This is a genomic window from Enterovirga sp., from assembly GCF_035325185.1.
Classification (GTDB): Bacteria; Pseudomonadota; Alphaproteobacteria; order Rhizobiales; family Beijerinckiaceae; genus Enterovirga.
Genome location: NZ_DAOLAJ010000098.1, coordinates 1 through 12,753, shown reverse-complemented (window position 1 = coordinate 12,753; position 12,753 = coordinate 1). Strand labels below are relative to the sequence as shown.

The following is a 12,753-nucleotide window of genomic DNA, read 5'->3' as shown; positions in this document are numbered from 1 at the left end:
GGCTTGGTCGAGCAGGCGGGTCCACGGCTCCGGGGGGTGCGGGGGGGCGGGGGGCGATCCGGGCCGGGGGCGGCGGGGGCCCTTTTCGTGCTGTTCCTCGCCCAGGACAGCCGCCCCCCAAAGGACGCCCCCCCCCGCCTCGCCGATCTCCATGCCCGCCTCGCCGCCGCGGGCGAGCGGCCGGCCGTCGTCGGCCCCCGCCCCCTCGATCCGCAAGGGCAGCCGATGAAGATCGCGGCCCTGCCCGCCCCTGCCCCGGCCGGCCTGCGGGACGAGGCGAGGCGCGTCTCCTTCGTGATCTCGTCGGGCTCCCTTGTGGATGTCGCCGCCGCGGAAGCCGTCGGGCCCTTCCGGGAGGATTATTTCATCGACGCGATCGATCTCGAATGGTGCTTCAGGGCCGAGGCGCGCGGCTTCTCGATCTGGGTGGCCGACCGGGTGCACATGGACCACAGGCTCGGGCGTGGCGTCATCCGGCTGCCTGTCCTCGGGCTTCTCCTCGCCGACCAGCCCCCGCGCCGCCTCTACACCTATCTTCGCAACCAGCTCGACATGATGCGGCTGCCGCACGTGCCCCGGGCGCACAAGGCGAAGATCCTGCTCTCGCTGCCGCTGCGGCTGCCCGTCTATCTCCTCCGCAACGGCTTCTCGCGGGAATGCCGGGCGGCGATCCGCAACGGCCTGCGGGACGGGGTCGGAAGGCGCCTCGGCCCCCCGGATGGCGCCTTCCGTTGACGATCGGATGACAGGGGAGGTGTGGCCCCGGGCTTCATCCCCGCATCCGGCCGCTTGACCGCGCTCCCCGGCCGTGCCCCCCTGCTCCCCGCCGGAAACAGGGGACAAGCGACGTGCCGGAATCCGACCTTGCAGATTGGGACGCGACCGCACTGTCCGGCGCGATCGCCGAGCGCCGCGTCTCGTGCCGCGAGGTGATGACGGCCTTCCTGGACCGGATCGAGCGGACCAATCCCGTGGTCAACGCCATCGTCTCGCTTCGCGACCGCGACGCGGTCCTGGCGGAAGCGCGGGCGGCGGATGACGAGATCGCCGCCGGGCGCCGGCGGGGCGTGCTCCACGGGCTGCCTCAGGCGATCAAGGACCTCACGCCCTGCAAGGGGTTCCCCACGACGCTCGGCTCGCCGATCTACGCCTCCGCCATTGCCGAGGCAGATGCGATCATGGTCGAGCGCATGCGGGCCGCCGGCGCGATCTTCATCGGCAAGACGAACGTTCCCGAATTCGGCCTCGGCTCGAACACCTACAACAACGTCTTCGGCCCGACGCTCAACGCCTACGACCAGACGAAGACGGCCGGGGGATCGAGCGGGGGCACGGCGGTCGCCCTCGCCCTCGGCATGCTTCCCGTCGCGGACGGCAGCGACCATGGCGGCTCGCTGCGCAATCCTGCCGCCTACAACAACATCTTCGGCCTGCGGCCGAGCCACGGGCGCGTCCCGGCCTCGACGGAGGAGGTCTTCTCGACCTCGCTCGCCGTCTCCGGCCCGATGGCCCGCACCGTGCCCGACCTCGCCATGCTGCTTTCGGTCCAGTCCGGCTACGATGCGCGCATTCCGAGCATGATCCGCGAGGACGGCAGCGCCTTCGCCGCCCCGCTCGACACCGACGTCAAGGGCTGGCGAATCGGCTGGCTCGGCGATTTCGGCGGCGAGATTCCGCTGGAGCGCGGGATCAGGGACCTCTGCGAAAGCGGCCTCAAGGCCCTGGAGGGGCTGGGCGCCCATATCGAGGAGGCGCGGCCCGCCCATCCCCTGGAGCAGGCGTTCCAGGACTGGATCGTGCTGCGCCAGGCCGGCTTCGCGGGCACCCGCCACGACATCCATGCCGATCCGCGGACGCGCGCGCTCATGAAGCCGGAGGCGCAGTGGGAGGCCGAGGCGGGATTGTCGCGAAGCGCCCTCGAGGTCGAGAAGGCGTTGCGCGGGCGCACCGCCTGGTACGAGGCCGTGCGCCGGCTCTTCGAGCGCTTCGACATCCTCGCCTTGCCGACGGCACAGGTCTTTCCTTTCCCGATCGAGACGCATTGGCCGCAGGAGATCGAGGGGCGGCCCATGGACACCTATCACCGCTGGATGCAGGTGGTCGTGCCCTTCACGATGGCCAATTCCCCCGCCATCAGCGTGCCGGTCGGCTTCAGCGAGGCGGGCCTGCCGATGGGGATGCAGCTCGCCGGCCCGAGCGGCGAGGAATTGCGGGTCCTGCGGATCGCCCATGCTTACGATCAGGCGACGCAATGGGTGAAGCGCCGCCGCCCTGCCCTCCTGGGCGGCGTCTGAGACACCCCGTCGAACGGCCTCAGCCGCCGAACGCCTTCTCGTAGATGTCCGGCTTGAAGCCGACGAGGATCTCCCCGCCCCGCTCGAGGACGGGGCGGCGGATGGCCGAGGGATGCGCCAGCATCAGGCCGATGGCCTTGGCGGCATCGAGAGCGCCCTTCTCCGCCTCCGGCAGCTTGCGGAAGGTCGTGCCGGCCCGATTGAGAAGCGCCTCCCAGCCGAGCTTCCCGACCCAGCCTTCGACCCGCCCGCGATCGATCCCGGCCGTCTTGTAGTCGTGGAAGGCATAGGCCACGCCGTGGCCGTCGAGCCAAGCACGCGCCTTCTTCATCGTGTCGCAGTTCCTGATGCCGTAGAGGGTCGCCGTCGCCATGGCCCTCGCTCGCACAACCGGGCCGCGCCCTCAAGCCCGGCGCTTGACCGCCCCTCCCCCGAGGTCGACAAACGGCCCATGTTCCTGACCTTCTTCACAGAGCTTCGCGCCGCGAAGGTGCCCGTGACCCTGCGCGAATACCTCACCCTGATGGAGGCGCTCGACCGGGACCTGGCGGAGAAGAAGGTCGAGGATTTCTATTACCTCTCCCGCGCGGCGCTCGTGAAGGACGAGCGCAATCTCGACAAGTTCGACCGCGTCTTCGGCCATGTCTTCAAGGGAATCGAGACGCTCGGCGCGGCGCTGGAGAAGGCCGAGATTCCCGAGGAATGGCTGAAGAAGCTGGCCGAGAAATACCTCACCGAGGAGGAGAAGGCCCAGATCCAGGCGATGGGCTGGGAGAAGCTGCTGGAGACGCTGAAGGAACGCCTGAAGGAGCAGAAGGGCCGCCACGAGGGCGGCTCCAAATGGATCGGCACCGCCGGCACCTCGCCCTACGGCGCCTATGGCTACAATCCCGAGGGCATCCGCATCGGCCAGGACAAGAACCGCAACTTCCGGGCGGTGAAGGTCTGGGACCGGCGCGAGTTCAAGGACTTCGACGACACGGTCGAGCTCGGCATCCGCAACATGCGCATCGCGCTCCGGCGCCTGCGCCGCTTCGCCCGCACCGGGGCGGCAGAGGAGCTGGATCTCGACGAGACCATCAGGGAGACGGCCCACAAGGGCTGGCTCGACGTGAAGCTCCGGCCCGAGCGGCACAACGCGGTCAAGGTGCTGCTCTTCCTCGATGTCGGCGGCTCGATGGACTGGCATGTCGAGACGGCCGAGCAGCTCTTCTCGGCCGCGCGCTCCGAATTCAAGCATTTCGAGCATTTCTACTTCCACAACTGCCCCTATGAGCGGCTGTGGAAGGAGAACCGGCGCCGGTACGAGCAGACGATCCCGACCTGGGACGTGCTGCGCACCTTCCCCTCGGATTACCGCGCCGTCTTCGTCGGCGACGCCTCGATGAGCCCCTACGAGATCGCCATGCCCGGCGGCTCGGTCGAGCACTGGAACGAGGAGGCGGGCCGCGTCTGGATCGAGCGCCTGACGACGCATTTCCCGAAATCGGTCTGGCTCAACCCGGTGCCGAAGGTGCGCTGGAACTACTCGCAGTCCATCGGCATGATGGGCCAGCTCTTCGGCGGCCGGATGTTCCCGCTGACGCTGGAGGGCATCGACGAGGCGATGAAGACGCTGCTGCGCTGATCTATCGCCCGCCCGACACCTTCAGCCTCGCGCCGGTCATGTAGGAGGCGGCGTCCGACATCAGGAAGACCACCGCCTCGGCGACCTCCTCGGGCTCGCCGATCCTCTGCATCGGGATATGCGGCCGGATGCGCTCGATCCGCGCGACATCCCCCGTCGAGCGCTCGTGGATATCCGTCATCGTCATGCCGGGCGCGACGGCGTTGACGCGGATGCCGTCCGGGGCCAGCTCCTTGGAGAGCCCGACGCTCAGGCTGTCGACCGCGCCCTTCGAGGCGGCGTACCAGACATATTCGTTCGGACTGCCGACCTCGGCCGCGACCGAGGAGATGTTGACGATCGAGCCGCCCGGCCCGCCCCGGCGCGTGGAGATGCGGCAGGCGGCCTCGCGCGCGACGAGGATCGCCCCGGTCACGTTGACGTCGATCGTCGCGCGGATCACCTCGGCGGAGGCGTCGGCGAGCAGGCTCGACCGGCCGGTGATGCCGGCATTGTTGACGACATGGGAGACCGGGCCGAGTTGCGCCTGGGCCTCGTCGAAGAGAGCGACGATATCCTTCTCGACGGCCATGTCGCCGGCGATCGCACAGGCCCTCGCCCCGGCCTGCCGGCAGGATTCGACCACGTGCCGGGCGGCCTCGGCCTCGGTGCGGTAATTGACGGCGACGTCGAAGCCGCGCGCGGCGGCGAGGCGGCAGACCGCCGCGCCGATGCCGCGGCTGCCTCCCGTGACGACGACGACGGGACGGGGGGCGGGCTTCGTGCTCATCCTTGCCTCACAGGGGTGCGGACGACGAGGCCGTCCAGGTCGGGTTCCACCTTGATCTGGCACGAAAGCCGGGAATTGGCACGCAGGTCGGACGCAAAGTCGAGCATGTCGGCCTCCATCGGCTCGGGCGAGCCGACCACGTCGAGCCAGTCCTCGTCCACATAGACGTGGCAGGTGGCGCAGGCGCAGGCGCCGCCGCATTCGGCCTCGATTTCGGGCACGTCGTTCTTGACGGCCGCCTCCATCACCGTCCAGCCGAGCGGCGCCTCGACGGTGCGGCTGGTGCCGTGCGTATCGATGAAGGTGATCTTGGGCATGCTGGCTCCGACCGCCCGCCGGGACCGGCGCGGGCGATGGCCGTTTAAGCCAGCCGGCGCGACATGGCGAGTAGATGCGGGTGGGCCGCGCCCCGCTCAGCCCGCGCCGCGCTCCAGGAGGGGGCCGATCGCCTCCCTGACCTCTTCCACGGCCTGCTCGATCGCGATGGAGGGCTTCTTCCCCGCCTCGATCTCGGCGGCGGCGGCGGCGAGGCGCCGGGCGCCGAGCGCCGCGGCAGCGCCACGCAGGCTGTGGGCTGCCGAGCGCCGCCGCGCCTCGTCGTCCGGGCAGGTGAGAAGAGGCAGGAGGCTCGCGCATTGCGACAGGAGAAGCGCGAGGAGGTCGCGCTCCAGGTCGGCGTCGCCCGCCGTCTGCTGCCGCAGATAGGCGAGGTCGAGAACGGAGGCATTTGTCTCGGCCATCGGAATTCGCCTGGGGAAACGGGCCGCTCGAAAATCCGCAAAGCCTGCGCGGATCCGAACCGGATGCCGCCATTTGCGAAGGCGTGGTTACCAGGACGTTAACGACGTTCACAGGTCCTTCCGCCGCTCGGGTTCCCACCCCGGGCCGTCAAAGTTAGAGTGCCATGGTAAATGCGGGTTAACCTTTGCCCGCCGTCCGCGTCTGAGGAGGCCGGACGGCAGCAAGGCTTCGGCCGCCGGCGCAAGCCGGCCCGGTCGCGGTCAGCCCTTCCCGCATGTTGCGTCACCGAGGCGGCAAATGGCGAGCGAACCGAAGCTTTCTTCCTCCACCGGCCAGCCGGAGGACGAGCGTCACCTCGCCGGGGGCGGACCGGCCGCGATCGAGGTCGTCTCTCCCGATCCGGCTTCCGTGGCCAACGACGACAAGGATGTCGTCGAGCTTCTCACCGCGACGTTGCGCGCGCGCCCGTCGCGGGCTCCCTATTTCTGGGCCGTCCTCGCTGGCCTCGCCTGGCTCGCGGCCCTCGGCGCCCTGACCTGGTGGCGCGCGGAAGGCCAGGACGTGCGGGCCTATGCCCTGTCGCTGTCTCCCCTTCAGCTCGCCATCGCGGCCGCGGCCCTCCTGGGGCCGCTCTTCCTGTTCCAGATCGCCGCGATGCTGACGGCCCGCTCGAAGGACATGCGGCGCATCGCGCGCGGCGTGGGCGAGGTCGCCATCCGCCTGACGCGGCCCGACGAATTCGCCGCGGCCGGCGTCACCTCCGTCTCGCGCGCGATCCGCCGCGAGATCGGCGCCGTGGGCGAGGGGCTGGAGCGCGCCCTCGGCCGCGCCAGCGAGATCGAGGCCAAGGTCCGGGGCGAGATCTCCAGCCTCGAGACGGCCTATTCCTCGAACGAGGCGCGCATCCGGGCGCTCCTGGAGGAACTGACCTCCCAGCGCCAGGCCGTGGTCGAGCATGCCGACCGCGTCCGGGCCGCGCTGACCGGCACCCATACGCTGCTCGCCGCGCAGATCGGCGAGAGCGGCAAGGCGGTCGTCGAGGCGATCGAAGCCGCGGGCGGGCGGGTGACCACCGGGCTCGACAAGCGCTCGGAGACCCTCAACAAGGCGCTCGAGCAATCGGCCAGCCAGCTCGTCTCGGAACTCGGCCTGCGCGGCGCCGACATCGTCGAGCGCATCAACGTCACGGCCGAGACGGTCAAGAAGGACGTCACCGAGACCGGCGACGCCGTCACGGGCGCCCTCACGGCCAAGGCGGCCGACGTCACCCTCGCCTTCGAGCGCACGGGCGAGATCCTGATGCGGAGCCTTCAGGAGGGCGCGACCCATGTCACGCGCACGCTGGCGGAGACCGGAAGCACCGTCATCGCGACCTTCGTCGCCCAGGGCGGCGAATCCCGCGCGAGCCTCGAACGGGCCGCGCAGACGCTGGAAACAGGCTTCGTCACCCGCGCCAACGAGCTGACCGTCCAACTCGCGCGGACCGGCCGGGAGATGGAGACCAATCTCGACGCCCGCACGGCGGCTTTCCGCGAGGCCATGACCCAGACCGGCACCTCGCTCACCGAATCCTTCACGACGCGCGGCGAGACCCTGCGGGACGAAATCTCGACGGTCGGGACCGGGCTCGTCTCCGAGATCGTCCTGCGGGCCGGCGAGGCCCGCAAGGAGATGGAACGCGCCGCCGCCTCGCTCGTCGAACTCGTCACGACCCGCTCCACCGCCCTGCGCGAGGAAATGGAAGGCTCCTCCAAGGCCTTCGTCGCCGAGGTTGCCGGCCAGCGCGACAGCGCCCGGACGGAATTCGAAGCCCTGCGCACGGACCTCGTCGGCCTGTTCGACGCCCGGCGCCGCGACTTCGCCGAGGCCGGCACCTCCATGGCGACCGAATTCGCCTCGCGCGGCGGCACCCTCCGCGACGAAATCGCGAATGTCGGCTCAGGGCTCGTCTCCGAGATCGTCCGGCGCGCCGGCGAGGCCCGCGAGGAGATGGAGCGCGCCTCCACGTCCCTCGTCGAGCTGGTCGAATCCCGCGCTGCCGCCCTGCGCGAGGCCATGGAGGGCTCCTCCAGGACCTTCGTCGCCGAGATCACGTCCCAGCAGGACAGCGCCCGGACGGAACTCGAAGCCCTGCGCAGCGCGCTGCTCGACCAGTTGGACGCCCAGCGCCGCGACCTCGCCGAGGCCGGGACCTCCATGGCGACCGAATTCGCCTCGCGCGGCGGCACCCTCCGCGACGAAATCGCGAATGTCGGCTCAGGGCTCGTCTCCGAGATCGTCCGGCGCGCCGGCGAGGCCCGCGAGGAGATGGAGCGCGCCTCCACGTCCCTCGTCGAGCTGGTCGAATCCCGCGCTGCCGCCCTGCGCGAGGCCATGGAGGGCTCCTCCAGGACCTTCGTCGCCGAGATCACGTCCCAGCAGGACAGCGCCCGGACGGAACTCGAAGCCCTGCGCAGCGCGCTGCTCGACCAGTTGGACGCCCAGCGCCGCGACCTCGCCGAGGCCGGGACCTCCATGGCGACGGAATTCACGTCTCGTGGCGGCACCCTTCGCGACGAGATCGCCAATGTCGGCTCCGGGCTCGTCTCCGAGATCGTCCGCCGCGCCGGCGAGGCCCGCGAGGAGATGGAGCGCGCCGCCGCGACCCTCGCCGACCTGGTCGAATCCCGCTCCACCGCGTTGCGCGAAACCATGGAGGGCTCCTCCAGGACCTTCGTCGCCGAGGTCGCGGCCCAGCAGGCCGGCGCCCGGACGGAACTCGAAGCCTTGCGCGGCGCGCTGCTCGACCAGCTGGACGCCCAGCGCCGGGGCCTCGCCGAAGCCGGGACCTCCATCGCGGCCGAATTCGTGTCTCGAGGCGGCACCCTCCGCGACGAGATCGCGAATGTCGGGACCGGGCTTGTCTCCGAGATCGTCCTGCGCACCGGCGAGGCCCGCCAGGAGATGGAACGCGCCTCCGCGACCCTCGCCGATCTGGTGGAGTCCCGCGCCGCCGCCCTGCGCGAGGCCATGGAGAGTTCCTCCAAGGCCCACCTCGCCGAGGTCGCAGCCCAGCAGGCCAATGCCAGGACGGAACTCGACACGCTTCGCACGGAACTGCTCGCTCTCCTCGAGGCGCAGCGCCTGGGCATCGCCGAGGCCGGAACCTCGCTCCTCGGCGAATTCTCCAGCCAGGGCAGCGGCCTGCGCGAGGCGATCTCCGGCGTCGGAACCGGGCTCGTCTCCGAGATCGTGCTGCGCACCGGCGAGGCCCGCCAGGAGATGGAACGCGCCTCCGCCGCCCTCGTCGACCTGGTCGATTCCCGGTCCGCCGCCCTGCGCGACGCCATGGCCGGCTCCTCCGCGGCTTTCGTCGCCGAGGTCGCGGCCCAGCAGGCCGGCGCCAGGACGGAACTCGAAGCGCTCCGCACGGACCTGCTGGGCCTCCTGGACGAGCAGCGCCAGATCCTCGCCGAGAGGTTTGCGCAGATCGCCAAGGATGCCGTCGAGGCGATCGGCGGCCGGGGCCAGGAAGTCTCGACCGAGTTCGAAGGCGCGGCGGCTGGATTCACGGCCGCTTTGGCCACGCAGGCACGCGAGTTGACCACGGGGCTCTCCGCCACCGCCACGGCGGTGACCGAGACTCTTCGCCAGCGCGGCGAGGAGGCCCGCTCCGGCGTCGAGACTTCCTCGGCCCGCTTCGCGGAGACCCTGGCCAAGCAGAGCTACGAGCTGGTCGACAGCCTGACCCGGATCGGCGGCGGCCTGACGGACGAGATCCGCGAGCGGGGCGACCACGCCCGCGCCGCGATCGAGGAAGCCGGAAAGGGCGTTTCCGCGCTCCTCGAATCCGGCAGCACCGAGGCGCGCGAGAAGATCGCGACCGCCGGCGCCGCCGTGGCCCAGGAACTCGGCCTGCGCGGCAGCGCGATCGAGACCGCGCTTCGGAGCGTGTCCGAGGGCGTGTTCGCGGAAATCGCGCGGCGCGGCGAGGAATTGTCCGACCGCATCCGCGTCTCGGGGACGAGCGCCACCGGCGATTTCGAGCGGGTCGGCGGCGAATTGCAGGAGCGCCTTCAGGCGATCGGCAAGGCCAGCGGCGAATCGCTCGCCAAGCGCGGCGGGGAACTGGCCGACCAGCTCGGCGAGATCAGCACGCGCATCGACGACACGCTGCGCGTCCAGGGCAGCCCGCTCACCGCCAATCTCGGCACCTTCCACGACCGCTTCCTCGAAGAGGTGAAGGCCCGCTCCGGCGCGACGCAGGAGGAGCTGAACGCGACCGTCGACAAGATCGCCGAGGATCTGTCCCGCCGCCTCGCAGGGGTCGGCGAGGCCGTCGGCTCGCAGGGCCGCGAGGTCGCCGAGGCGCTCGGCCAGCGGACGGCCGAGGTCAACGAAGCGCTGGCGGTGACCGGCCGCGAGGTCGTGCGCGCACTCGCCAGCCAGAGCATCCGCATCCACGACGTGCTCAAGAGCACCGGCCAGACGCTCACCGAGACGCTGGATGCGCGGACCAAGGAGTTCGAGACGCAGCTCGCCGAGAGGCTGTCCGGCTTCGACGGCCGGCTCGCCGACCGCAGCGGCGCCATCCACGCGACGCTCGGCAACCGGCTCGGCGCCTTCGAGGAGACGATCGAGACGCGCGGGAAGGCGCTCGACGAGGCGCTCGGCGCCCGGCTCGCCGCCCTCGACGAGGCGATCGGGACGCGCGGCCTCTCCCTCGCCGAACGCCTCGGCCGCGAGGCCGCGGCCTTCGGCGAGACGATCGGGGTCCGGCTGGAAGAGATGGGCCGCCTGCTGACGGTGGACGGCGCCAGGATCGCCGAGACGCTCGTCGCCCAGGCGCGCGAGACCCAGGCTTCGCTCGGGGCCAATCTCACGGCGCTCGAGAACCACGCGACCACCCGCACGGCGGAACTCGCGGAGAAGATCGGCGGCGTCTCCGCCCAGCTCGACCAGCGCATCGGCGCCCATACCTCCGCCCTCAACGAGGCCCTGGCCGAGCGCGTGCGCGACATGGCGCGCGTCCTGGTCGAGAACGGCCGCGAGATGACGGCGGCGCTCCGCGCCAATACGGACGAGATCGGCCGCACGATCGAAAGCCTCACCGAGAAGGTCGGGGAGACCATGGGCGGACGCGCCGCCCTCCTCGACGAGACCTTCGGCGCCCGCTCGCGCGAGCTGTCGGAGACGCTCGACCGCCGGGCCCAGGACATGGCGGAGGCGCTCCGCGCCCATGCGGACCGGATCACGACCGACGTCCTGGCCCGGACCGACGCCATCAAGATGGCGCTCGACGGCAAGGCCGCCGAGATCGAGACCGCCCTGTCGGGCCGCGCCGAGAGGATCGCGGCGGCGCTCGAAGGCGGGCTCGACAGGCTCGAGACCCGCGTCGTGGCGCCTCTCGGCATCGCCGCGACGACCCTCGACGAGCGCGGCAAGGCCCTCGACACTACGATGAGCGTCCAGGCGGCCGCCCTGGTCGAGGCGCTCGAAACCCATGGCCGCGAGGTCGAGACGGCGATGGGCAACCATGCCCGCGGCCTGATCGCCGCCATCGAGGAGCGCAGCCGGGACCTCGTCTCGGTCCTGGAGACGCGCGCCAATGCCTTCGGCGAGGCGACCCAGGAGCGGGCGGCGAGCCTCGCCGCCCTCGTCGACGAGCGCCGCGCGGCTCTCGCCGAGCAGCTCGACGGCGTCGGCCGCTCGGTCTTCGCGACGCTCGGCGGGCGCATGCAGGATCTCGCCGCCCTGTTCGACAAGGGCGGCGTCTCGATCGCCGAGATCCTCGACCAGCGCAGCCGCCTCTTCGGCGAGCGCTCCGACGAGCTGACCGCCACCATCGAGCGCGGCACCGGCCACCTGATCGAGGTGCTGAACGGGCGCCTGCAAACCTTCGCGCAGACGGTCGACGACCGCACCGCGGCGGTCACCAATCTCTTCGACGAGCGCTCGGGCGGCTTCGCCGATCTCCTCGCGCAGCGCAGCCATCACATCATGGCGACGCTCGGCAACCAGGCCACCGAGACCATCCAGCTTCTCGACCAGCGCACGCAGACCATGGTCGATCTCGTCGGCCGGCGCGGCACGGAGGTGGCGGAGCTTCTGGAGAGCCGTGGCCAGGCGGCCGTCGGCACGCTCGGCAACCAGGCGAGCGAGCTGGCGCGGCTCTTCGAGGAGCGCAGCCGCGGCCTCGAAACCCTGCTCGACCGCGGCGCGACCACCCTCGCCTCGAGCTTCGAGCGCTCCGGCCGCGAGGCCGTGGCCCATCTCGAGGCGCAGACCGCCAAGGCCGAGACGGCCTTCGAACAGCACACCGCGCGCCTGACGGCGCTGATCGAGGAGCGCGGCCAAGGCGCCGCGACCCTGCTGAGCGGAAGCGGCCGGGACGCGCTGGCGGCCCTGACCAAGCAGACGGAGGCGACCTCGCAACTGCTCGACGGGCGCCTCGCCGTCATCGGGCAGGTGATCGAGACGCGCGGCAGCGGACTCATCGAATCCGTCGCGCGGCAGGGCCACGAGGTCACCACGACCCTCGGCGGCCAGATCGCCGAGCTTTCACGCCTCCTCGACCGGGGAAGCGGGGAGTTCAAGTCGCTGCTGGAGGGCCAGGGGCCGCAGGTCGTCGAGGCCCTGCGCGAGCAGGGCGGAAACGTCGCGGCGGTCCTGGACGATCGCCTGAACCTCGTCGGGCGGCTCTTCGAGGAGAAAGGCTCCCAGATCGCCGGCCGGATCGAACTCAGCGGCCGCGAATTCGCCGACCGCGCCGACGCCCAGGTCACCGAGGTCGGCCGCCTGCTCGATGCGGGCGGGACGCGGCTCGCGGATGTCATGGCCGAGGCGCGCAAGGCGCTGACGGCCGAGCTGGCCGGCCATGGCGACGCCCTCCGCGCCACGATGAGCGGATCCGCTGGCGAGATCTCGCGCCTCTTCGCCGAGGATGGAGGGGCCGCGATCGCCGGCCTCACCCGCCAGGGCGAAGCGATCCGCACCGAGATCGACGAGCGTCTCGCGGCTTTGGGCCGGCTCTTCGAGGAGCGCAGCCGGCAGGCCCTCGACGGGCTGGCCAGCCAGGGCGCCATCGTGACGGCGACGCTGGGCAACCAGATCGGGGAGGTGTCCTCGCTCTTCGAGACCGCGACGACGCGCTTCACCACGCTCTTCGGCGAGCGCGGCAGCGAGCTGCTGCACGGCCTCTCCAGCCAGGCCGCGGCCGTCACCGGGCAGATCGACGAGCGCATCGCCGAATTGTCCCGCACCTTCACCACGCGGGGCGAGGAGGCCGTCCAGGCCCTCGCCGCGCAGGGCGGAAAGGTCACCGAGCAGATCGACCAGCGCAT

General features: G+C 71.2%; 8 protein-coding genes. 4 read left to right on the top strand and 4 right to left on the bottom strand.

Annotated features, from left to right (window positions below; genetic code table 11):
- Together PKD06_RS15810 and PKD06_RS15805 are read left to right on the top strand one after the other, a co-directional pair.
- Positions 1-735 (top strand): rhamnosyl transferase (locus PKD06_RS15810; RefSeq protein ID WP_324381743.1); only part of this gene is annotated, 735 nt, incomplete at its 5' end.
- Positions 736-848: 113 nt separating this feature from the next.
- Positions 849-2,294 carry an amidase gene (locus PKD06_RS15805; RefSeq protein WP_324381741.1) on the top strand — a complete coding sequence of 482 codons (1,446 nt, stop codon included), beginning with the start codon at positions 849-851 and terminating at the stop codon, positions 2,292-2,294.
- Positions 2,295-2,313: 19 nt separating this feature from the next.
- Here the strand turns inward: PKD06_RS15805 and PKD06_RS15800 are convergent, their stop codons facing one another.
- Positions 2,314-2,667: an ArsC family reductase gene (locus tag PKD06_RS15800; protein ID WP_324381739.1), complete on the bottom strand. Its 354-nt coding sequence runs from the start codon at positions 2,665-2,667 to the stop codon at positions 2,314-2,316.
- Positions 2,668-2,745: 78 nt separating this feature from the next.
- Here PKD06_RS15800 and PKD06_RS15795 point away from each other — a divergent pair, with 78 nt between their 5' ends.
- Positions 2,746-3,921, top strand: coding sequence for a VWA domain-containing protein (locus PKD06_RS15795; RefSeq protein WP_324381737.1), 1,176 nt, complete (start codon positions 2,746-2,748; stop codon positions 3,919-3,921).
- Position 3,922: 1 nt separating this feature from the next.
- Here the strand turns inward: PKD06_RS15795 and PKD06_RS15790 are convergent, their stop codons facing one another.
- The 3 genes from PKD06_RS15790 to PKD06_RS15780 form a co-directional block, all read right to left on the bottom strand.
- Entirely contained in the window at positions 3,923-4,690 is a 768-nt protein-coding gene (locus PKD06_RS15790; protein ID WP_324381735.1) for an SDR family oxidoreductase, read from the bottom strand.
- Positions 4,687-5,007 (bottom strand): 2Fe-2S iron-sulfur cluster-binding protein, encoded by a 321-nt coding sequence (locus tag PKD06_RS15785; protein ID WP_324381733.1) that lies wholly within the window; start codon positions 5,005-5,007, stop codon positions 4,687-4,689. Before PKD06_RS15785 ends, PKD06_RS15790 begins: the two co-directional genes overlap by 4 nt.
- 96 nt (positions 5,008-5,103) lie before the next feature.
- Positions 5,104-5,430 carry an Hpt domain-containing protein gene (locus PKD06_RS15780; protein ID WP_324381731.1) on the bottom strand — a complete coding sequence of 109 codons (327 nt, stop codon included), beginning with the start codon at positions 5,428-5,430 and terminating at the stop codon, positions 5,104-5,106.
- Between the two features lie 298 nt (positions 5,431-5,728).
- Here PKD06_RS15780 and PKD06_RS15775 point away from each other — a divergent pair.
- Positions 5,729-12,753: hypothetical protein (locus PKD06_RS15775; RefSeq protein ID WP_324381730.1), on the top strand; the 7,025-nt coding region annotated here is incomplete at its 3' end.

Bases quoted from the DNA above. Each gene is read 5' to 3' on its own strand.
- PKD06_RS15795 (WP_324381737.1), top strand. From the start codon at position 2,746: ATGTTCCTGACCTTCTTCACAGAGCTTCGCGCCGCGAAGGTGCCCGTG.
- PKD06_RS15790 (WP_324381735.1), bottom strand. From the start codon at position 4,690: ATGAGCACGAAGCCCGCCCCCCGTCCCGTCGTCGTCGTCACGGGAGGC.
- PKD06_RS15780 (WP_324381731.1), bottom strand. From the start codon at position 5,430: ATGGCCGAGACAAATGCCTCCGTTCTCGACCTCGCCTATCTGCGGCAG.
- PKD06_RS15785 (WP_324381733.1), bottom strand. From the start codon at position 5,007: ATGCCCAAGATCACCTTCATCGATACGCACGGCACCAGCCGCACCGTC.
- PKD06_RS15800 (WP_324381739.1), bottom strand. From the start codon at position 2,667: ATGGCGACGGCGACCCTCTACGGCATCAGGAACTGCGACACGATGAAG.